Below are 22,029 nucleotides of genomic sequence, written 5' to 3' on the forward strand. Positions count from 1 at the left end.
TCACGCATCCAGCCTGTGCATAAGCCCACTTGCTGATCACACCCCACCTCAACCGGAGAAAACATGGACGTCCAAGTCAAGGGAACCCGCATCGGTTCTGCCGACAGTGAAAAATCCAAGGCGCTGCAGGCGGCGCTGGCCCAGATCGAAAAGCAGTTCGGCAAGGGAACGATCATGCGCCTGGGCGAGGGCGAGAAGATCGAGGACATCCAGGTGGTGTCCACCGGCTCGCTCGGCCTGGACGTCGCATTGGGCGTCGGCGGCCTGCCGCGCGGCCGCGTCGTCGAGATCTATGGTCCGGAATCGTCGGGCAAGACCACCCTCACGCTGCAGGTCATCGCCGAGATGCAGAAGGTCGGCGGCACCTGCGCCTTCATCGATGCCGAACACGCGCTCGACACCGCCTACGCGCAAAAGCTGGGCGTGAACTTGCAAGAGCTGCTGATCAGCCAGCCCGACACCGGCGAGCAGGCGCTGGAAATCGTCGACGCGCTGGTGCGTTCTGCCTCCGTCGACCTGGTCGTCATCGACTCGGTCGCCGCACTGACGCCCAAGGCCGAGATCGAAGGCGAGATGGGCGACTCGCTGCCCGGCCTGCAGGCGCGGCTGATGAGCCAGGCGCTGCGCAAGCTGACCGCCACCATCAAGAAAGCCAATTGCATGGTGATCTTCATCAACCAGATCCGCATGAAGATTGGCGTGATGTTTGGCAGCCCGGAAACCACTACCGGCGGCAATGCGCTGAAGTTTTACGCCTCGGTACGGCTCGACATTCGCCGCATCGGCTCGATCAAGAAGGGCGACGAGGTGATTGGCAACGAAACCCGGGTCAAGGTGGTCAAGAACAAGGTCGCCTCACCGTTCAAGACGGCGGAGTTCGACATTCTGTACGGCGAGGGCATCAGCCGCCTGGGCGAGGTGCTGGACCTCGGCGTGGCCGGCCATATCGTGGAGAAGGCCGGCGCCTGGTACGCCTTCAATGGCGAAAAAATCGGCCAGGGCCGCGACAACTCGCGTGAATTCCTGAAAGAAAACCCCGACCTCGCGATCGAGATCGAAAACAAGGTGCGCGAGTCGCTGGGCATTCCGCTGGTGCAGGCCGCAGCGGGCGCGGCCGATGCCGGCGACAAAGCCGAGAAGGCCGCCAAGCCCGAGAAGGCCGAGAAACCCGTCAAAGCGGCGGCGTAAACCGGTTTTAGGGGTCAAATCGAGCTCCAGCCCACGATTAATGCGTGCTGACAGCTATCAAAAACATAGCAACCCGATGCCCCTGATGGCCCGCTAACAACCCGTCCTGCAGGCATGAACACTGACGACCCCACCCCCGTCCGCCGGCCCGGCCTGGGCCTCTCGCTCAAGGGCCGCGCGCTGCGCTACCTGGCCGCGCGCGAGCATTCACGCGCCGAGCTGGAGCGCAAGCTGGGGCCCCATGAGGAAGCGCCGGGCCAGCTGGCGCAGGTGCTGGACGAGCTGCAGGCCAAGGACTTCATCAGCGCGGCGCGGGTGGTCGAATCCGTCGTCAACCGCCGCGCCAGCCGCTTTGGCGCCGCCCGGGTGCGTCACGAGCTGCTGGGCAAGGGGCTGGACACGGCGCTGGTGCAGCAGGCCATGCAGGACCTCAAGGCCACCGAACTGGCGCGCGGCCGCGAGGTCTGGCGCAAAAAGTTTGCCGGGCCGGCGCCCGATGCCGCCGGGCGCGCCAGGCAAATGCGCTTCCTGGCGGCGCGCGGCTTTGCGGCCGAGGTGATTCGGCAAGTGCTGATGCAGGCCGGCGACGAGGACTGAACCGAAAGCCGGACAACCCCGGGAGACGGCAGACGCCGCCCCGGCTGCCGGTGCCGGCAATGCAGGCCGGCTTTAAGATTCATTGAAGTATTGTTTTAACGCCCGAGCCGGCCTAACATGCAGCGAACGGCCTTCCTTGCTGTCACCAGGAAGCGTTGCCCGGTCCGCCATGAAGCTTTCTCCTGCTCCTGATCCCGCCCGCCCCGCCGCCGCGGCCAGCCCTCTCGCCGCGTTTGGCCTGCCCCTGCTGCGGCTGGGTTTTAGGCCGTTTTACCTGGGCGCCGCGCTCTTCGCCGCGCTCGCCGTGCCGCTGTGGGTCGCGGTGTATCTGGGCTACCTGGCATTCACGCCGTCTTCAACGGTCTCCGCGCTGCTCTGGCATGCCCATGAGATGCTGTTCGGCTTTGCCGCTGCCGTCATCATGGGTTTTTTGCTGACCGCCGTGAAAGCCTGGACCGGGCTGCAGACACCGCGCGGGCCGCTGCTGGGCGCGCTGGTGCTGCTCTGGCTGGCGGCCCGCATGGCGGCGGTGGTCGGCCCCTATCCGCTGTATGCCGTGCTCGATCTGGCCCTGTTGCCGCTGGTGGCTATTGCGCTGGCGCGGCTGCTGCTGCGCGCCGGCAACCGCCGCAACCTGCCGCTGGCGCTGCTTTTGATGCTGCTGGCGCTGGCCAATCTGGGCTTTCATCTGGCCGTGACGGGGCTCGTCCCTCTGGCGCCGGTGCGGCCGCTGCACGCCGGCCTGGCGCTGATCGTCATGGTCGAGTGCGTGATCGCCGGGCGCGTGGTGCCGGCCTTCATGGCCAGCGCCACGCCCGGCCTGAAGCTGATGGCGCACCCCCATCTTGAGCCGGCCACGCTGGCGCTGACGGCGCTGGGGCTGGCCCTGTGGGTGTTTGCCTCCACCGGCTGGCTGGCACTGGGGGTGCTGCTGCTGGCGGCGGCGCTGCAGTTGCGGCGCCAATGGGGCTGGCGTCCGCTGCGGGCACGCGGCCGGCCCATTCTGTGGATATTGCAGGCGGCCTATGCCTGGATTCCGCTGGGTCTCGCCTTGCTGGCGCTGGCCCAGGTCCAGCTGCTGCCCGCTTCAGCCGGCGTGCATGCGCTGGCGGTGGGTGCCACCGGCGGGCTCATCATCGGCATGATCACCCGCACCGCGCGCGGCCATACCGGCCGGCCGCTGGTGGTGTCGACGCCGGAGGTGCTGGCCTACCTGCTGGTGCTGCTGGCCGCCGTGCTGCGCGTGGGGTTGCCGCTGCTGGCGCCGGGCCTGCTGGTGCCTGCGCTGCTGGGCGCCGCGCTGGCCTGGTCGGCCGCCTTCGCGATTTACCTGGTGATGTACACGCCCTGGCTGATGCAGGCCCGGCTGGATGACAAGGATGGCTGACTTTCCCCCACCGCCAAAGGGCGTCGCCGCTGCCGTGGCTTTTTGCGAGGCGTCGCCAGAATGAACCCGATTCTCAGGAGATAGCCGTGAACACTGCGACCATTTTGCTTTCGGCGTTCGTGCTGTCGTTCGTCGCGCTGGTGGTGTTTATCTGGTCGCAGCGCACCGGCCTGTTTGACCGCAAAAGCCGCGGCGCCGAAATCATCTTTGCCACCGGCGAAATCGGCCGCACCGAAGAGCCCGCCGCCACGGCCAGCGCGCGGAGCGCCCTGCAGGGCGCGGCCGAGGCGGCGGACGCCGCGCCCGCCCGCCATGCCGACCCCGAGGAGCTGGCCGAGCGCGCCCGCTCCGATGCGTCCAGCGGCCCGCTGGTGTTTTTCTTTTACTGCTGCGCCATGGTCTGGCTGCTGGTGGCCTCGTCGGCCGGTCTCACGGCGTCGATCAAGCTGCACGAGCCGGACTGGCTGACCGCGCAGCCCTGGTTGACCTTTGGCGTCATCCGCACGCTGCACCTCAATGCCGTGGCCTACGGCTGGGCGCCGATGGCCGGCCTGGGCACCGCCCTGTTCGTGATCCCGCGCCTGCTCAAGACGCCGCTGATCGGCATGCGCTTTGCGTTTGTCGGCGCCATCCTCTGGAACGCGGCCCTGATAGCCGGGCTGGGCAGCATCGCGGCCGGCGTCAACGACGGGCTGGAATGGCTGGAAATTCCCTGGCAAATCGACATCCTGTTTGCCATCGGCGGCGCGCTGATCGGCCTGCCGCTGGTCATGACGCTGGTGAACCGCCGCGTCGGCCACCTCTATGTGTCGGTCTGGTACATGGGCGCGGCGCTGTTCTGGCTGCCGGTGCTGTTCATCGTCGCCAAGATTCCGGGCCTGCACCAGGGCGTGCAGCAGGCGGCCATGAACTGGTGGTTTGGCCACAACGTGCTGGGCCTGTTTTACACGCCGCTGGCGCTGGCCTCGGTGTATTACTTTTTGCCCAAGATCATCGGCCGCCCGATCCAGTCCTACAACCTGTCGCTGCTGGGCTTTTGGGGGCTGGCGTTCTTCTACGGCCAGGTCGGCGGCCACCACCTGATTGGCGGCCCCTTGCCGGAGTGGATGATCACGCTGTCGATTGTGCAAAGCATGATGATGATCATTCCGGTGGCGGCCTTCACCGTCAACATGTTCCAGACGCTGCAGGGCCAGTTGCCGGCCCTGCGCTACTCGCCGACGCTGCGCTTCATCGGCATCGGCGGCCTGATGTACACCGCCAGTTCCTTCCAGGGCTCGCTGGAGGCGCTGCGCAGCGTCAACGTCGTCACCCACTTCACGCACTACACCGTGGCCCATGCGCACCTGGGCCTGTACGGTTTTGTCAGCTTTGTATTTTTTGGCGCGATGTATTTCGTCATGCCGCGCATCACCGCGCGCGAGTGGCCCTACCCCTGGATGATCTCCGCCCACTTCTGGCTGGTCAGCGGCGGCTTCAGCCTCTACTTCATCAGCCTCACCACCGGCGGCTGGCTGCAGGGGCAGGCCATGCTCGATGCCACCCGGCCCTTCATGGACTCGGTCGCGCTGACGCTGCCCTACCTCCAGGGCCGCAGCATTGGCGGCGCCTTCATGGGCCTGGGCCACCTGGTGTTTGCGGCCCACTTCCTGGCGCTGGTGCTGAACCTCGGGCCGCGCCGGGACCAGCCGGCGCTGTTTCCGCATTTGCTGCGCAGGAAGATTGCGTCATGAAAAGCGAGGTCAAACTCATCAGCGGCGCCATGGTGATGCTGGCGCTGTCAACCAGCGCGCTGGTGGTGCTGCCGTATATGCAAGTGCACGATGTCAAGCCGACGCCGGGGCTCAAGCCCTATTCGAGCGCCGAGCTGCGCGGGCGTGCGGTCTACATCCGCAACGGCTGCGTCTACTGCCATTCGCAGCAGCCGCGCGCCAAAAGCTTTGCGCCGGATTTTGAGCGCGGCTGGGGCCGCGCCACCGTCGCCGGTGACTATGCCTACGACACGCCGCACCTGCTGGGTACCATGCGCACCGGCCCCGACCTGATGAACATCGGCGTGCGCCAGCCCAGTGACCAGTGGCATCTGGGCCATCTGTACCAGCCGCGCGCCTACGCGCCGGGCAGCAACATGCCGGGCTTTCCCTACCTGTTCGAGGTCAAGGCCGAAGCCGCCAGGGACGACGTGGTGGTCAAGCTGCCGCCGGTTTACGCGCCGCTGAACGGCGTCGTGGTGGCGCGCCAGGACGCGCTGGACCTGACCAAGTACCTGCTGTCGCTGAACCGGAGCTTTCCGGTGGTGGCGGCGCCGCCTGCCGGCGCCGCGTCGGCTCCGGCGGCCGCGCCCGCGGCCTCCGCCACCGCCAAGCCCTGAACCGGCCCCCACCGAGCACGCCATGACCACGCCCGACATCCATCCGCAGCAGCAACGCGAAAATCCCGAACCGCTGGAAGGCGCCAACCCCATGCCGTGGTTCGTCATTTTGTTGACGGCCTTGCTGTTTGCTTTTGGCGTGGTCTACATCGTGCGCACCACCCTGGGCACGCCGGCCGAGTGGGGCGATGGCCGCTCGGTGGCCGAGCTGCAGGGGCCGGTGGCCGCGGCGCCGGGCGCGGTGGTGGATGGTGCGGCGGTGTATGCGGCGCGCTGCGCCGCCTGCCACCAGGCCACCGGCGCCGGGCTGCCTGGCGTGTTTCCGCCACTGGCCGGGTCGGACTGGGTGGCGGGCAAGGAGGCCACCCTGGCGGCCATCGTGCTGCACGGCATCAATGGCCCGCTGACCGTCAATGGCAACCCGTTCAACGGCGCCATGCCGGCCTTTGCGGCGCAACTGCAGGACGCCGAAGTGGCGGCGGTGCTGAGCCATGTGCGCAGCCAGTGGGGCAACACCGGCGCACCCGTGACGGCCGAGGCCGTGGCTGCCGTGCGCAAGGACAGCGCGGCCCGCAGCGAGCCCTTCAAGGGCGACGCCGAACTGGCGCCGCTGAAGTAAGCCAGGGCCGAAGAAAAGGCCAGCGCATGCCGCAGCCACAGCTTGCTGACCCGCCGCTCGCGCGCCGCCTGACGCTGGCCCTGTGCGCGGCCCTGCTGCTGGCCTTTGGCTGGGGCCTGTACCGCTACACCGCCGGCTTCGAGGTCTGGACCTTCGAGGGGCAACGGCAGATGCGGCTGGCGGCCGGCAGTCTGCGCGCGCCGGCGCTGGCCTTGCGCAGTGCGCAGGGTGCCCCGGTCACGCTCTGGCAGGCCTCGGGCAATCGGCCGGCGGCCTACCTGGTGGACTTTATCTACACCCGTTGCCCCGGCGTCTGCCGCGCGCTGGGCAGCGATTACCAGCAGATGCAGGCGCAGCTGGCCGCGCAGCGCGGCGCCAGCACGGCCGCCCATGCGGTGCAGCTGGTCTCCATCTCTTTTGACACGGCGCATGACGACGCGGTCAGCCTGCTGGCCTACGCGCGCGAACACCGGGCCGACCCCGCCCTGTGGACGGTGGCCATGCCGGCCAGCGCCGCCGACGCTGCCGCGCTGCTGCGTTCGCTGGACGTTATTGCCATTCCCGATGGCCTGGGCGGCTTTGTGCACAACGGCGCGATTCATCTGCTGGACGGCTCGGGCCGGCTGCGCGGGTTGTATGCGCTGGAGCAGTGGCGTGAGGCCCTTGATGCGGCGCAGGCGCTGGCAACGACGCCGCGCGAGGCGGCGCAATGACCGAATCCCGCCGCGCCTGGCCGCTGGCCACTGCGCTGGTGGCCGCGTTGGCGGCACTGCCGCTGGTGCTGCTATGGCCGGCGTTGCGGCATCTGGTCGAAAGCCGCATGCTGCTGCACATGCTGCTGGAGTTTCCGGCCTTGTTTGCGGCCGGCTGGGCGGCGCATGGGCTGCTGGCTTGGCGGCGCGGGTTGCGGGTCAGCGCCAGGCTGGCGCTGCTGGACTGGGGCGGCCTGAGCGGCGCCAGCGTGGCCAGCTGCGTGGCGGTGTTCTGGATGATCCCGTTGGCTCTCGATGCGTCGCTGTTGCTGGCCCCGGTGGCGCTGGCCAAGTACGCCAGCTGGTGGCTGGCCGGGCTGCTATGGGCCGGCAGCTGGCGCCGCATGCAGCCCGAAGTGCTGCTGTTTTTTGTCGGCAATCTGTGCTGGATGAGCGCCACCGCCGGCATGCTCTACATGGACGCAGCGCAGCGCCTGTGCGCCAATTACCTGCTGGGCGAACAGCGCAGCACCGGCATCGGCCTGGTGCTGCTGGCGCTGCTGCTGGGCGCGCTGGCCTTGCGCCGGGTCATGCGGCACGGCACTGTTTGAACTCGTCCGGCCGGGCCACCCGGTCGGCCAGGGTATGGCGGTCCAGCTCGGCCTACAGCGCATCGAAGGCGCGTCAGCATCCCCGGCAGCCTTCAGACCGGCGCGATGCGAATCTGCGGCGGATCGAGCGCCAGCCGCAGGCCGCCACCTTTGCCGAGAACGGTTTCCGCCACGCAAGGCCCGCCCGGCGGAGTTAGAGCCCCAGCATCAGCTGCAGGTTTTGCACCGCCGCGCCGCTGGCGCCCTTGCCCAGGTTGTCCAGCCGCGCAATCAGCACGGCATGGCGGTACTGCTCATTGCCAAACACGCGCAATTCCATCTTGTTGGTGTCGTTCAGCGCCAGCGCGTCCAGCTTGCCGGATTCGGGTGCGTTTTCTACCGTCAGCCACTGGCTGCCGGCGTAATGTTGGCTCAGCACGTCCTGCAGTTGCGCGGCCGTCGGTTGGCCGGGCAGCAGATCCAGGTGCAGCGGCAACTGCACCAGCATGCCCTGCTCGAAATTACCGACCGAAGGAATGAACACCGGACGACGGGTCAGCCCGGTGTATTTTATGATTTCGGGCAGGTGCTTGTGGGCCAGGCCCAAACCGTAGATTTCAAACAGGGGGGCGATGCCGGCTTCATAAGCCTCCATCATCTGGCGTCCGCCGCCGGAGTAACCGCTCACAGCGGGCAAGCTCAGCGGGAAGTCGGCGGGCATCACGCCGGCCTGCACCAGCGGGCGAATCAGTGCAATGGCGCCAGTGGCGTAGCAGCCCGGATTCGCCACGCGGTCCGCGGCCGCCACGGCTTCGCGCTGGCCGGCGGCCAGTTCGGGAAAGCCAAACACCCAGCCCGTCGCGGTGCGGTGGGCGGTCGAGGCATCAATGATTTTGGGCTTTTTGCCTGGCAGCGCATCAATCATGGCCACCGACTCGCGCGCCGCATCGTCATGCAGGCACAAAATGACCAGGTCCACCTGCGCCATCAGGTCCCGTTTGGCGGCGGCATCCTTGCGCCGCTCGGGCGCAATGCTGACCAGCTCAACGGCCGGCATGGCCTGCAGCCGCTCACGAATCTGCAGGCCGGTGGTGCCAGCTTCGCCGTCAATAAAAACTTTGGGCATGAGAACCTTTCGGAGCGTGGTGGGGGCGCCATTGGGTGGCTGTAATGCGTACCATGGAGGGCTCCTGGCTACGTAAGAACCGCATAAGTTTTGTGCATTGCAGCATGATACAGTTCCAGTTGCTGCCTGCAGTCACCGCTAACATGGAGTTTTGAGGCCTGTTTCGTATTTTCCAACAGTTTCTCTCCAAGCCCTGTTGCACCCCTCTATTACTGAATTCTGAAGGTCTTCCATGAAAATTCACGAGTACCAAGGCAAGGAAATCTTGCGCAATTTTGGTGTGCCAGTGCCGCGCGGAATTCCTGCGTTCACGGTGCAGGAAGCGGTGGAAGCCGCACAAAAGCTCGGCGGCCCGGTGTGGGTGGTCAAGGCGCAGATTCATGCCGGCGGCCGCGGCAAGGGCGGCGGCGTCAAGCTGGCGCGCAGCATTGACGAAGTGAAAAAGCTGGCCGGTGAAATTCTGGGCATGCAGCTGATCACGCACCAGACCGACGCCAAAGGGCAGAAGGTTCGCCGCCTCTTGATCGAAGACGGCGCCGACATCAAAAAAGAATATTACGTGTCGGCCGTGACCGACCGGGCCAGCCAGAAGGTAGCGTTCATGGCGTCCTCCGAAGGCGGCATGGACATCGAGGAAGTGGCCCACGCCACGCCCGAGAAAATCATCAAGGTGTTCGTCGACCCGGCCGTCGGCCTGACCGACGCCCAGGCTAAGGAACTGGCCGACGGCATGACCGTGCCGCCGGGCTCCACCGCCCAGGCCGTGGACGTGCTTCAAAAACTCTACACCTGCTACATGGACACCGACTGCAGCCTGGCCGAGATCAACCCGCTGATCCTCGAAGGCAATGGCAACATCAAGGCACTCGACGCCAAGTTCAACTTCGACCCGAACGCGCTGTTCCGCCACCCCGAAATCGTGGCCTACCGTGACCTCGACGAAGAAGACCCGGCCGAAGTCGAAGCCAGCAAGTTTGACCTGGCCTACATCAGCCTGGACGGCAACATCGGCTGCCTGGTCAACGGCGCCGGCCTGGCCATGGCGACCATGGACACCATCAAGCTGTTTGGCGGCGAGCCGGCCAATTTCCTGGATGTGGGCGGCGGCGCCACGGCTGAAAAGGTGACTGAAGCCTTCAAGATCATGCTGAAGAACCCGGAAGTCAAGGGCATTCTGGTCAACATCTTTGGCGGCATCATGAAGTGCGACACGATTGCCGACGGCGTCATTGCCGCCTGCAAGGCCGTCAACCTCTCGGTGCCGCTGGTGGTGCGCATGAAGGGCACCAACGAAGACCTGGGCAAGAAAATGCTGGCCGACTCCGGTTTGCCCATCATCGCCGCAGACACCATGGCTGACGCTGCGATGAAAATCGTGGCGGCAGTGTCGTAAATTTCTTGCGGGACAGACGCAGGCCGCGCAGCGGACAAACTCTGTCCCCAACTGAACAGGAAAACTAGCATGTCTATCTACATCAACAAAAACACCAAGGTCATCACCCAGGGCATTACCGGCAAGACCGGCCAGTTCCACACCCGCATGTGCCGCGACTATGCCAATGGCAAGGAAGCCTTTGTGGCGGGTGTGAACCCCAAGAAAGCCGGCGAAGACTTCGAAGGCATTCCGATTTTTGCCAACGTCACCGCAGCGGCCCAGGCTACCGGGGCCACGGTGTCGGTGATTTATGTGCCGCCCGCGGGCGCGGCCGCCGCGATCTGGGAAGCGGTTGAAGCCAACCTCGACCTGGCCATCTGCATCACCGAAGGCATTCCGGTCAAGGACATGCTGGAAGTGCGCAACCGCATGAAGGCCAAGGAAGCAGCCGGCGGCAAGAAAACCCTGCTGCTCGGCCCCAACTGCCCCGGCCTGATCACGCCCGACGAGATCAAGATCGGCATCATGCCCGGCCACATTCACCGCAAGGGCCGTATTGGCGTGGTCAGCCGCTCCGGCACGCTGACCTATGAAGCCGTGGCCCAGCTCACCGAAATCGGCCTGGGCCAGTCCAGCGCCGTCGGCATTGGCGGCGACCCGATCAACGGCCTGAAGCATATCGACGTGATGCGCGCCTTCAATGATGACCCGGACACGGACGCCGTCATCATGATTGGCGAAATCGGCGGCCCGGACGAGGCCGAAGCCGCTGAGTGGTGCAAAGTCAACATGAAAAAACCCATCGTCGGCTTTATCGCTGGCGTCACGGCGCCAGCCGGCAAGCGCATGGGCCATGCCGGCGCGCTGATTTCTGGCGGTGCCGACACGGCAGACGCCAAGCTGGCGATCATGGAAGCCTGCGGTTTTACCGTTACCCGCAATCCGTCCGAAATGGCCAAGCTGCTCAAGGCCCTGCTGTAAGCAGAACTACGAATGGGGGCTGTGTGAAGCCCGGCTACACTCGAAAAAACAAAAAAGCGCTCACCGGCGCTTTTTTTTATTCATAACAACGGAGCAGCCATGTTTTTTGGTCTAGACCTATCTTCCCCCCTGTTCTGGAGCGCTTTTGGCTCCATCATTCTTGCCAATATCGTGCTGTCCGGCGACAACGCCGTGGTGATTGCGATGGCCGCCCGAACGCTCAAGCCCGAGCAGCGTGGCAAGGCCATCTTTTGGGGCAGCGCCGCGGCCATCGTGATGCGGATTGTCCTGACCATCGTGGCCATCCAGCTGTTGAGCATGCCGTACCTGAAGATCGTGGGTGCGATCCTGCTGGTCTACATTGGCGTGGATCTGCTCAGTGCCGAGGAAGAAGAAGATGACCATGGCAAGGAAATCAATGGCATGGCTGCCGCGATACGGACCATTCTGCTGGCCGACCTGGTCATGAGCCTGGACAACGTCCTGGCCGTGGCCGCCGCCGCCAAGGGCGATTTGCCCCTGCTGGTGCTGGGCCTGCTGGTGAGCATTCCGCTGATCATCTTCGGCGCCACCTTGCTCACCAAGGTGATGGAGCGATTCCCGATCATCATCACCATTGGCGCCGCCTTGCTGGGCTTTCTGGCGGGTGAGATGTTGTTGACCGACCCTGCCGTGACCACGCGATTTGGCGCCATGGGCGAACAAACCGTTACGTTTGGCGGTATTCTTGGCGCCGTTCTGGTGGTGGCACTCGGCACTTACCTCACCAAGCGGCAAGAGAAAAAGGCCAAGGCGAGATCCGCCTGAGCACCCTGAATCCCTGATGGGTCGCCGCACGCAGGGCCGCGCGGGGATGCCCGTCGGCCTTTTGGGGCCTGCGCCAAGCACTGGTTTGCAACACTGTAGCCCCAATCCGTGCAACTGTTCCTTGTTTAGTCGCTGACCCTCTGTTAATGTGACTAGTCTGCAAGTGTGTAACACAAAAGATACGCGCCGGAGTTAAGGCGTCGGGGCTGTCGGGTCGGCCATCGGGGAGTGCGCGTCAGTCTCGGGGGCTGCGCGTAAATGAAACAGGACAAGGGACGGGCCGTGACCAAATCATCGGGTGGGCGAGGTAAAGCGGGCCAGTTCTGGCGCGCCGACTGGTTTGTTGGCGTGCTGGTCGTGCTGGCCGTGCTTTTTTTGCATGGGGTGACCGATTTTTCCGGCACGCTGGAGCGCCGCTACTATGACTTTGCCAGTACCCGCACGTCGCGCCAGCCCTCAGACCGCATCGCCATCATTGCCATCGATGACCAGAGCATTGCCAATATCGGCCGCTGGCCCTGGCCGCGCGATGTGCATGCCCAACTGATAGACCAGCTGGCGGCGGCGAAAGCCAAAACGATTGCGCACACCGTCTTTTTCTTTGAACCGCAGACCGACCGTGGACTGGTTTATATCCAGAAGATCAAGGAGGCGCTGGGCGGGGCGGGTCAGACCGCGGAAGGCCTGCCAGGGCAGTTGGGCCGGGTCATCGCCGAAGCCGAGGTGGCGCTGAATACCGATGCCAAGCTGGCCGCCAGCGTGGCCGCCGCGGGCAATGTGTTGCTGCCCTCGGTGTTCACCCTGGGTATTCCGCAGGGCCGCCCTGACAAGCCCTTGCCGGGCTACGCCCTCAAAAGCGCGATTGAGGACACCAGCAACTTCTCCCTGCCGGCCATACGGACGCAGCAGCCCCTTGACAGCGTAGGCGCTGGTGCGGCCGGCATCGCCCACCTGACCCAGTTGCCGGATGCCGATGGCGCGGTGCGGCGAGAGGCTTTGCTGATCAATTATTACGGCAAGGCGGTGCCTTCCATGAGCCTGCTGGCGGCCGCCAAGAGCCTGAATCTGGGTGCTGCCGACATCCAGCTCAATGAGGGCGAGTCGGTGCAAATCGGCAAGCTGGTGATCAAGACGGACGAAATGGCGTCGATGCTGCCGCAGTTTTACAAGGGCCGGGATGGGCGTCCCGCTTTTGCGGTGGACTCGTTTTTTGACGTGGTTTCGGGCAAGATACCGGCCAGCAAATATGCCGACAAAATCGTGATCATTGGCGCCACCGCAGCAGGTGTCGGGGCGCAATTTTTAACGCCGGCCGGGCCCGGACTGTCGCCCGCCGAAACCCTGGCCCACATCACCTCCAGCATTCTGAGCGAGCACTTTATTGTGCAGCCGCGCTGGGCTGATGGGGCCTTGCTGGGCGCATTGCTGCTGGTCGCGGCCTACCTGATTGCCGGGCTGCCGCGGTTGTCGGCGGGCAAGGCCGCCGTGATCACGTTGTCGCTGCTGGTGCTGCTGCTGACGCTGGAGTTTGTGCTGCTGTCTGCAGCGGCAACCTGGCTGACGCTGGTGTTTCCCGTAGTCTTGCTGCTGATCGGGCACCTGGCGCTGACCACCAAGCGCTTCCTCATGACCGAGGCGGGCAAGCTGAAATCGGACGAAGAGTCCGCCGAAACCAACCGCATGATGGGGCTGGCGCTGCAAGGCCAGGGCCAGCTCGACATGGCCTTCGACCGTTTTCGCCGCGTCCCGTTTGGCGATGCGTTGATGGACAACATGAATCACCTGGCGCTCGATTTTGAGCGCAAGCGCCAGTTCAACAAGGCGCAGGCCGTGTACGAACACATGGCGGGCTACAACAGGAACCACAAAGACCTGCAGTCCAAACTCAAGCGCGCCAAAAACCTCTCAGACACCGTGATTCTGGGTGGCAACGGCGCGCATCCGGGCGGCACCCTGCTGCTCGACGGCGGCGGGGTCGAAAAACCCATGCTCGGGCGCTACCAGGTTGAAAAGGAACTGGGCAAAGGGGCCATGGGCGCGGTCTACCTGGGGAAAGATCCGAAAATCGGGCGTGTGGTCGCCATCAAGACGCTGGCGCTGAGCCAGGAGTTCGAGGGCGAGCAGCTTGACGATGCGCGGCAGCGTTTCTTTCGCGAAGCCGAAACCGCAGGCCGGCTGCAGCATCAGAACATCGTCACCATTTTCGATGCCGGTGAAGAACATGACCTGGCTTACATCGCCATGGAATTTCTCCGGGGTAAAGACCTGGTGGACGTTACCAAAGACGGCCATCTTCTGCCCATCCCCAAAGTGCTGTCCATCGTGGCGCGCGTGGCGGAGGCCCTGGACTATGCGCACCGCCAGCATGTGGTGCACCGCGACATCAAGCCGGCCAACATCATGTACGACATGGAGACCGATACGGTGAAGGTGACCGACTTCGGCATTGCCCGGATCACTGATTCCAGCAAGACCAAAACCGGCCTGGTGCTGGGCACGCCCAGCTTCATGTCGCCCGAGCAGATTGCGGGGAAAAAAGTCGACGGTCGTTCTGACCTGTACTCGCTCGGGGTGATGCTGTATCAGATGTTGGCGGGCGGCTTGCCCTTTCGCGGCGATTCCATGGCCGAGCTCATGTTCAAGATCGCCAATCAGGAAGCGCCAGATATCCGCAGCGTCCGCCGGGAACTGTCTGCCAGGCTGGCCGGAATCATCGCCACGTCGCTGTCCAAACAACCTGAAATCCGCTACCAGAATGGCGGGCAGTTTGCGGGTGATTTACGCGCCGTCATGGCCGCCATGGGCGGCGACGGTGCTGGCGAATCCGTGAGCCCGCAGCCCGCGGAACCAGCGCAACATGCGCTGGCGCCGCAGTTCGAGGCCACGGTGCCGGGGTTTGTGCCCGCCAGGCCCTATGATGCGACACAGAGCATGAATGCCGGCAAGGCAACGGCGTTTGAAAAAACCGTTGACGCCCCCGGACCTCCCTTGCCGACATGGATGTAGGCAGTCCGAGATAAGCAGAACACGATGATTTACGAGATTTGTACCCAAACCGACACGGGTCTGACGCGTGGCAACAACGAAGATGCCCTGGCGTTCGATGCGGAGACACAGCTTTGCATTCTGGCTGACGGCATGGGTGGCTATAACGCGGGCGAGGTTGCCAGCGGCATGGCTGCGGCGTTCATCAAATCCGAAATGGGGCGCTGGCTGTCCCAGGCGGGCCGGCAGGCCAATGCCAAGGAAGTGCGCCGCGCCCTGGAGATCTGTGTCGAGAATGCCAACCATTCGATCTTCAATGCGGCCAATTCCAACCCCCAGTACACCGGGATGGGGACCACCCTGGTGGTGGGCGTTTTTCAGGATGGCCGCCTGACACTGGGGCATATCGGCGATTCACGTTGTTACCGCCTGCGTGGCCAGGAGTTCCAGCAGATCACCAAAGACCACTCCCTGCTACAGGAACAGCTTGACGCCGGGCTGATTACCCCGGAACAGGCGCTGACTTCAATGAACAGGAACCTGGTCACCCGTGCCCTGGGCGTTGAAGACACGGTACTGCTGGAGGTCAATGAGTTTCGGGTCGAGGCCGGTGACGTCTATCTGATGTGCTCGGACGGGCTGTCTGACATGGTGCCTGACGACGGAATTGCCAGCATCATGCAAGCCGAGGCGACACTGCAGCAGAAAGCCGGCAGTCTGATCGTGGCCGCCAATAACTGCGGCGGGCGCGATAATATTTCCGTATTACTGGCGCAGGCGAAAGAAGACCCGGGCAAACGCGGGCTTCTTTCCAGAATGTTGGGAAAATAGTGTTGTGACTGAAATATCAAAAATAGACAGGAGTCGGCCATGCCGAAAATGATCGTCTCTATTGACGGCGTTGTGATCAAGGAAGTCCAGTTGACGAAAGACCGGACATCCCTGGGTCGCAGGCCCTATAACGATATCGTCATTGACAACCTGGCGGTCAGTGGTGAGCACGCCGTATTGCAAATGTCGGGCAACGAGGTTTACCTGGAAGACCTCAACAGCACCAACGGCACCTACATCAATGGCAAAGCGGTCAAGAAGCAGCTGCTGCAAAACAACGACGCGGTGGAAATCGGCAAGTACAAAATCAGGTACGTCAACGAGGCGGTCGCCGCAGGGTATGAGAAAACCACGGTGTTTACCGCTGGGGCTCCGGGCTTGAACCCCGCTGCATCAGCGCCCGCAGCTGCCGCCGCCTTCATCAAGGTCATGTCGGGTGGGGCGGCGGGCCGCGAGGTGGCGCTGGTCAAGGTGGTCACCACCATCGGCAAGCCGGGGGTGGCGGTTGCCGCCATCACCAAAAAACCGCATGGTTATGCGGTCGCGCATGTGGAGGGCGTCGACATGCCCATGGTCAATGGCGCGTTTATTGGCGCCGACCCGGTCGAGTTGAAAAATGGCGACATGCTCGAGCTGGCCGGGACCCGTATGCAGTTTGTGCAACCGTGACATCAGCGCCGGCCCGCGTCTGACGAGGCAAGGACCGCAAGCCGTACCCGCGCTCCCGCCTTCATGAGCCTCCTGTCCCGGCACTGGCCGCGCATCGCCGTTACCCTGATTCCGCTGGTCTTTGCCTTGCTGCATGCCGGCGGCATTCTCCGCCTTGACGTGCTGCAAAGGCTGGATGACATCATTTACGACGCGCGGCTGAGGGCGACCATGCCTGGGACGGTCGACGAGAGGATAGTCATCGTCGACTTTGACGAGAAAAGCCTGGCCGAGTTTGGCTGGCCCTGGGGCCGCGACAAGCACGCCGCGCTGGTCGATGAGCTGGTTGATCGGCAAAAAGTCGCCCTGCTCGGCTTCGACGTGGTGTTTGCGGAGGCCGATGAAAGCTCGGGCCTGAAGCGGCTCAATCAGTTGGCCCGGGACGAACTGAAAGACCAGCCCGGGTTTTCGGAAAAACTCAGGCAACTGCAAGCCAGCCTGGACTACGACGCCGTTTTTGCCAAAGCGATTGAAAACCGACCCGTCGTCATGGGCTACTACTTCACCAGCGATCGGGACGGCCGGGTCAGTGGTGCGTTGCCGGCGCCCGTCATGAGCCGCGATGCGCTGCAGGGCCGGCCCATCAAATTCATCAGCTGGAATGGTTACGGTGCCAATATCGAGCAGCTGGCCAGGGCCGCACCGAGTGGCGGTTTCTTCAATTCAATCACGGAAGGCGACGGCGTCGTACGCTCCATCCCGCTGCTGGCGGAGTACAAGGGGCAATATTACGAATCGCTGGCCCTGGCCATGTTTCGCATGCTGATGGGGCAACCCGGCGTGATGCCTGGATTTCCGCAGGAAAAGTTCCTGAGCCGCAGTTACCCGGGCCTGGAAAGCATTCTGCTCAAGCAGGGCGAAAAAACGCTGGCGATTCCGGTCGATGACAGGGTTGCCACCCTGGTGCCGTTTCGCGGCAAGGGCGGGGCCAGCGGTGGCTCGTTCCGTTATGTTTCTGCGGCCGATGTGCTGGCCAAGCGCATTGCCCCCGGCCTGTTGAAAGACAAAATCGTCCTGATCGGTACGACCGCGCCGGGCCTGCTCGATTTGCGGGTCACCCCGGTCGGCGCCACCTACCCCGGCGTGGAAACCCACGCCAACGTGATCTCGGGCTTTCTCGATGGCAAGGTATTTGTCAAGCCCGATTACGCCTTGGGATTTGAAGCCATTGTGTTGCTGCTGTCGGGGCTGACACTGGCGTTTGCGCTGCCCCTGCTGTCGGCGCCCAAGGCGGTGGCCGTCAGCGTGGCGGTCGTCGCGGCGCTGGCGGGGCTCAATTTCTGGCTCTATGAGGGTTACGGCCTGGTGCTGCCGCTGGCCAGTGCGCTGGTCATGGCGCTGACCGCCTTTGCCCTGAACATGAGCTATGGGTATTTTGTGGAAAGCCGTTCCAAGCGCGAACTGGCCAACCTTTTTGGTACCTATGTGCCGCCCGAACTGGTCGATGAAATGGTGAAAGACCCCGACAGCTACAGCATGAAGGCGACGACCCGCGAGCTGACCGTCATGTTTTGCGACATTCGCGGCTTCACCAAAATGTCGGAAAGCATGGAGCCGACCCAGTTGCAGGCCTTGCTCAACAGCGTGTTCAGCCGCCTGACCGACCTGATCCGCGCCAACCGCGGCACCATCGACAAATACATGGGCGACTGCGTCATGGCCTTTTGGGGCGCGCCCGTCGAAACCCCCGACCATGCCAGCCTGGCGGTGAAAACGGCACTCGAAATGACGGCGGCCATCCACCAGATGAACGAGGAGCACCGCGCCAAGGGACTTCCGGAAATCGGCATCGGCATCGGCCTGAACACCGGGACCATGTGCGTGGGCGACATGGGTTCCGACATTCGCCGCAGCTACACGGTGATTGGCGACGCCGTCAATCTGGGTTCCCGACTGGAGGGCTTGTCCAAGACCTATGGGGTGGAAATCGTGGTCAGCGAGCCGACGCGCAGGCAGGCCAGGGATTTTGCCTGGCAGGAACTGGACCGGGTCCGGGTCAAGGGCAAGGATCGGGCGGTCGCGATTTTTTGGCCGATAGCGCCGGCGGGCCAGGCCGAACAGGCCGGCAAAGACTGCGCCGGCGAGCTGAACACCTGGGACTGGGCCCTGAAGGCCTATCGGGCGCAGGACTGGGACCAGTGCGACCTGCAATTATTGAACTTGCAGCGGCTAAATGCCAAAAAGTACCTTTACCGTTTATACGCGGAGCGTGTAGCCTCCATGAGGTCGTTGCCCTTTGACCCAGCTTGGGACGGAGCGACCAATTTCGAAACCAAATAAGACTTAGGCCACGCCGGAAATTTCCCCTCATGAAAGTACGTGTACTGGGCTGCTCGGGAGCCATCGCCAAAGACTGCCGCACCACGTCTTTCTTGCTGGACCACAATCTGCTGGTTGACGCCGGGACCGGCGTGGGTGACCTGACCCTGGCAGAAATGTGCGGCATTGACCATGTCCTGCTGACCCATTCCCACCTCGATCACGTGGCGGCGCTGCCGCTGATGGTCGATGCGATAGCCGCCCAGCGGACCCGTCCCATCCAGATTCATGCCCTGCAGGGCACGATAGACGCGCTGAAGGCCCATATCTTCAACAACACCATCTGGCCCGATTTCTCCAGAATCCCTACGCCGGAGGCGCCCTTCATCAGTTTTCATCCCCTGGTGCTGGGGCAAACCTTGCTGCTGGGCGGCAAATCGGTGGAAGTGCTGCCCGCCGTGCACACCGTGCCAGCCGTGGGCTATGCGGTGACGGGCAACACAGGCTGCTGGGTGTTTACCGGCGACACCGAGCAAAACGCCGCCCTGTGGGAGCGCCTCAACCAACTGGACGTCGCCATGCTGGTGATTGAAACCGCCTTCAGCAACCGCGAGCGTGACCTGGCCAAGCGCAGCCGGCATCTTTCACCCCATGTGCTGGCGAGCGAACTCGACTGCATAGCGCGCGGCAAAAACTACCCGATCTACATCACCCACACCAAACCGGCCGAAACCGACCTCATCATGGAAGAAATTCAGCGCTTTGACCAGACCCATCCCTCGGGCCTGAATGTCACGCACGACATCCGCTGGTTGCGGGCCGGCCAGGAGTTCGAGGTATGAGCGCCCTGCCCCAGCGCGATGCCGAAGTCGAGTTTTTTGATTCGCAGCAGCTGCCGCCACAAGAACGCGGTGTCACCTTCGAACTGCTGTACTTCCGGCAGTTGCAACTCGTGACCAACCGGATTCACGAAACCGAGAATATCGACCAGATCATGCTGGAGGTCAGCCAGGACATCTGCAAGCTGTTCAATGCCGACCGGCTGACCCTGTACGCGGTCAATGAAGACCGCAGCGCCATCGTCTCCAAGGTCAAGACCGGCCTGAACACCAGCCAGGACCTCAAACTGCCGATCGGCGCCCAGAGCATTGCCGGCTATGTGGCGATGGCGCGCGAGATGGTGAATATTGCCGATGTTTACGACGGCCCAAGCCTCAAGAAAATCCACCCCGGCCTGAGTTTTCTGCACGCGGTTGACAAGCGCTCGGGCTATCGCACCAAACAGATGCTGGTGGCGCCGGTGATGGAGGGCGACACCCTGTATGGCGTGCTGCAGGTCATCAACAACCGCAGCGACCAGCCTTTTGGCAAGCTCGATGAAGACGGCGCCCGCCAGCTGTGCCAGACCCTGGGCATTGCGCTGCGCCAGCGGATGCAGAAATCCGACGACGGCCAGCGCCGCAAGGCGACCCAGTACGACGGCCTGATCGCGCAAGGCGTGCTGACGCAGCAAGAACTGCTGCAATGTGTCCAGCAATCCCGCGACGAAGGCCGGTCGGTCGAGCACATGCTGATGGCCAGCTACCGTATCCGGCCGGCCCAGATCGGCCCCTCGCTGGCCAAATTTTTTGGCGCGCCCTACGAGCCCTTCAATTCCGGCCGCATTCGCTCCGAGTTGTTGCACGGCGCGCTCAAGCGCGACTTCATCGGGCAGCAGGGCTGGATTCCGCTGGAAGACAGCCCCGAGGGCCTGGTCATCATGTGCCTGGACCCGGAGGCGGTGCGCGGTGCGCGCGTGGTGCCGCAGGTGTTTCCCCGCATGGCCCGGTTTGCCTACCGGGTGACGACCCAGACCGAGTTTGAAGAGACCCTGGTGCAGCTTTTCGGCGCCGGCAACGAAGGCGGCTCCATCGACCAGTTGCTGGCCGACATGGACTCGCCGCTGGACGGTGAGTTCAGCGATGACACCGCGCTCGAGTCAGCGGCGGCCGACAACGAGCTCGTCAAGTTCGTCAACAAGGTCATCATCGACGCCTACCACCAGAAGGTGTCCGACATTCACATTGAGCCCATGCCCGGCAAGGCCAAGACCGGCATCCGCTTTCGCATCGACGGCACCTTGCAGCCTTACATTGAGGTGCCGGCGCAGTTCAGGCAGGCCATGGTGACCCGGCTCAAGATCATGTGCGACCTCGACATTTCTGAAAAGCGCAAGCCGCAGGACGGAAAAATCAAGTTCAAAAAATACGGCCCACTCGACATTGAACTGCGCGTCGCCACCATTCCGTCCTCCGGTGGGGTCGAAGACGTCGTCATGCGGATTCTGGCCGCCGGCGAGCCGATTCCGCTCGAAAAGCTGGGCCTGACCGAGCACTCCGGGAGCGCTTGGAGAAAACCGTCTCCAAGCCCTACGGCCTGTTTTACGTCTGCGGCCCGACCGGCTCCGGCAAAACCACCACGCTGCACTCCATCCTCAAGTTTCTCAACACGCCCGACACCAAAATCTGGACCGCCGAAGACCCGGTCGAGATCACCCAGAAAGGGCTGCGCCAGGTCCAGATCAACAAAAAGGCCGGCATCGACTTTGCGCTGGTGATGCGCGCCTTTTTGCGGGCCGACCCCGACATCATCATGGTCGGCGAATCGCGCGACAAGGAAACCGTGTCCATGGGCGTCGAAGCCTCGCTGACCGGCCACCTGGTGTTCTCCACCCTGCACACCAACTCCGCGCCCGAGTCCATCACCCGCCTGCTCGACATGGGCATGGACCCCTTCAACTTTGCCGATGCCCTGCTCGGCATACTGGCCCAGCGGCTGGCCAAGAAGCTGTGTGACTGCAAGCAGGCCTACGCGCCCGGCGCGCAGGAAACCAGTGACTTCATCAAGGAGTACGCCGAAGAGCTGCGCCAGACCGAGGCCTGGACGCTGGACGCCGGCGGCGAGTCGCAAAAGCTGTTCGAAGACTGGATCGAGCGTTACGGCCAAGACGGCCAGCTCACGATGTACCGGGCGGTCGGCTGCGACAAGTGCAACAAAACCGGCTACAAGGGCCGCATCGGCCTGCACGAGCTGATGATTGCCGACGACGCCGTCAAAAAGCTGATCCAGGAACGCGCCCGCGTGGCCCAACTGTTCGCCAGCGCCGTCGCCAGCGGCATGCGCACCCTCAAGATGGACGGCATGGAAAAAGTCCTGATGGGGCTGACCGACCTGAAAATGGTGCGCTCGGTCTGCATCAAGTGACAAAAATGTCGGCTCGACTTGTGTCGTGTGTCAAAAAAAAGTAACTCTAAAGGGTGGCATTGGCCGCACCCGAGAACTATTTCACGCTCCAGCCCTCCTTGGACACCTGGCATGAAGTCTGCTGATACCGCTGCGTCAGAGTTTTTTTCAACCAAGGAGTTTTTAATGAAGCGTTCCATGCAAAAGGGTTTTACCCTGATCGAATTGATGATCGTCGTGGCGATTATTGGTATTTTGGCTGCCGTGGCTTTGCCGGCTTATCAGGACTAC

At 63.5% G+C, this 22,029-nt stretch carries 18 protein-coding genes and 1 pseudogene; 18 read left to right on the forward strand and 1 reads right to left on the reverse strand.

Translation table 11 applies throughout. The features are described 5' to 3' along the window. Positions 1-63: 63 nt before the first annotated feature. The 8 genes from recA (at position 64) to RMO23_RS00605 (ending at position 7,465) form a co-directional block, all read left to right on the forward strand. Complete coding sequence (recA, locus tag RMO23_RS00570) at positions 64-1,188, forward strand: recombinase RecA (RefSeq protein WP_309678035.1); 1,125 nt, start codon at positions 64-66, stop codon at positions 1,186-1,188. A 114-nt stretch (positions 1,189-1,302) separates the two neighbouring features. Continuing rightward, complete coding sequence (gene recX / locus RMO23_RS00575; protein WP_309678037.1) at positions 1,303-1,785, forward strand: recombination regulator RecX; 483 nt, start codon at positions 1,303-1,305, stop codon at positions 1,783-1,785. Positions 1,786-1,954: 169 nt separating this feature from the next. Then, positions 1,955-3,172 (forward strand): NnrS family protein, encoded by a 1,218-nt coding sequence (locus tag RMO23_RS00580; protein WP_309678039.1) that lies wholly within the window; start codon positions 1,955-1,957, stop codon positions 3,170-3,172. Between the two features lie 86 nt (positions 3,173-3,258). Then, the gene (locus RMO23_RS00585) at positions 3,259-4,905 is read left to right on the forward strand and encodes a cbb3-type cytochrome c oxidase subunit I (RefSeq protein WP_309678041.1); all 1,647 of its coding nucleotides are present in this window, start codon (positions 3,259-3,261) and stop codon (positions 4,903-4,905) included. Further along, complete coding sequence (locus tag RMO23_RS00590; protein ID WP_309678043.1) at positions 4,902-5,543, forward strand: cbb3-type cytochrome c oxidase subunit II; 642 nt, start codon at positions 4,902-4,904, stop codon at positions 5,541-5,543. Before RMO23_RS00585 ends, RMO23_RS00590 begins: the two co-directional genes overlap by 4 nt. A 22-nt stretch (positions 5,544-5,565) precedes the next feature. After that, on the forward strand, positions 5,566-6,162 hold the full coding sequence (locus RMO23_RS00595; protein ID WP_309678045.1) for a cytochrome c: 597 nt from the start codon (positions 5,566-5,568) through the stop codon (positions 6,160-6,162). Between the two features lie 26 nt (positions 6,163-6,188). Further along, positions 6,189-6,875: an SCO family protein gene (locus RMO23_RS00600; RefSeq protein WP_309678046.1), complete on the forward strand. Its 687-nt coding sequence runs from the start codon at positions 6,189-6,191 to the stop codon at positions 6,873-6,875. Beyond that, on the forward strand, positions 6,872-7,465 hold the full coding sequence (locus RMO23_RS00605) for a hypothetical protein (RefSeq protein WP_309678047.1): 594 nt from the start codon (positions 6,872-6,874) through the stop codon (positions 7,463-7,465). The genes RMO23_RS00600 and RMO23_RS00605 overlap by 4 nt, the downstream gene beginning before the upstream one ends. A gap of 193 nt (positions 7,466-7,658) precedes the next feature. Here the strand turns inward: RMO23_RS00605 and argC are convergent, their stop codons facing one another. Continuing rightward, positions 7,659-8,570 (reverse strand): N-acetyl-gamma-glutamyl-phosphate reductase, encoded by a 912-nt coding sequence (gene argC / locus RMO23_RS00610; RefSeq protein WP_309678048.1) that lies wholly within the window; start codon positions 8,568-8,570, stop codon positions 7,659-7,661. A gap of 232 nt (positions 8,571-8,802) precedes the next feature. Between argC and sucC the strand changes: the two genes are divergently transcribed. From sucC to RMO23_RS00660, 10 genes and pseudogenes are all read left to right on the forward strand, one after another. After that, entirely contained in the window at positions 8,803-9,963 is a 1,161-nt protein-coding gene (sucC, locus tag RMO23_RS00615) for an ADP-forming succinate--CoA ligase subunit beta (protein ID WP_309678049.1), read from the forward strand. Positions 9,964-10,032: 69 nt separating this feature from the next. Beyond that, a complete protein-coding gene (gene sucD, locus RMO23_RS00620; protein WP_309678050.1) occupies positions 10,033-10,926 on the forward strand; it encodes a succinate--CoA ligase subunit alpha in 894 nt (297 codons plus the stop codon). Between the two features lie 99 nt (positions 10,927-11,025). Then, the gene (locus RMO23_RS00625; protein WP_309678052.1) at positions 11,026-11,733 is read left to right on the forward strand and encodes a TerC family protein; all 708 of its coding nucleotides are present in this window, start codon (positions 11,026-11,028) and stop codon (positions 11,731-11,733) included. 282 nt (positions 11,734-12,015) lie between these two features. After that, entirely contained in the window at positions 12,016-14,739 is a 2,724-nt protein-coding gene (locus tag RMO23_RS00630) for a serine/threonine-protein kinase (protein ID WP_309678053.1), read from the forward strand. Between the two features lie 24 nt (positions 14,740-14,763). Further along, positions 14,764-15,549, forward strand: a complete 786-nt coding sequence (locus RMO23_RS00635) for a Stp1/IreP family PP2C-type Ser/Thr phosphatase (protein ID WP_309678055.1) — start codon at positions 14,764-14,766, stop codon at positions 15,547-15,549. Between the two features lie 39 nt (positions 15,550-15,588). Then, positions 15,589-16,218: an FHA domain-containing protein gene (locus tag RMO23_RS00640; RefSeq protein ID WP_309678057.1), complete on the forward strand. Its 630-nt coding sequence runs from the start codon at positions 15,589-15,591 to the stop codon at positions 16,216-16,218. Between the two features lie 63 nt (positions 16,219-16,281). Next, positions 16,282-18,537 (forward strand): adenylate/guanylate cyclase domain-containing protein, encoded by a 2,256-nt coding sequence (locus RMO23_RS00645; RefSeq protein WP_309678059.1) that lies wholly within the window; start codon positions 16,282-16,284, stop codon positions 18,535-18,537. Between the two features lie 29 nt (positions 18,538-18,566). Beyond that, positions 18,567-19,358, forward strand: coding sequence for a 3',5'-cyclic-nucleotide phosphodiesterase (locus RMO23_RS00650; RefSeq protein WP_309678061.1), 792 nt, complete (start codon positions 18,567-18,569; stop codon positions 19,356-19,358). A 152-nt stretch (positions 19,359-19,510) separates the two neighbouring features. Next, positions 19,511-21,759 (forward strand): annotated as a pseudogene (locus RMO23_RS00655) (GspE/PulE family protein). 165 nt (positions 21,760-21,924) lie between these two features. After that, on the forward strand, positions 21,925-22,029 hold a 105-nt coding region (locus tag RMO23_RS00660; RefSeq protein WP_309678063.1), incomplete at its 3' end, for a prepilin-type N-terminal cleavage/methylation domain-containing protein.

The sequence above is a fragment of the Polaromonas sp. genome (assembly GCF_031411155.1).
Taxonomy (GTDB): domain Bacteria; phylum Pseudomonadota; class Gammaproteobacteria; order Burkholderiales; family Burkholderiaceae_C; genus Polaromonas.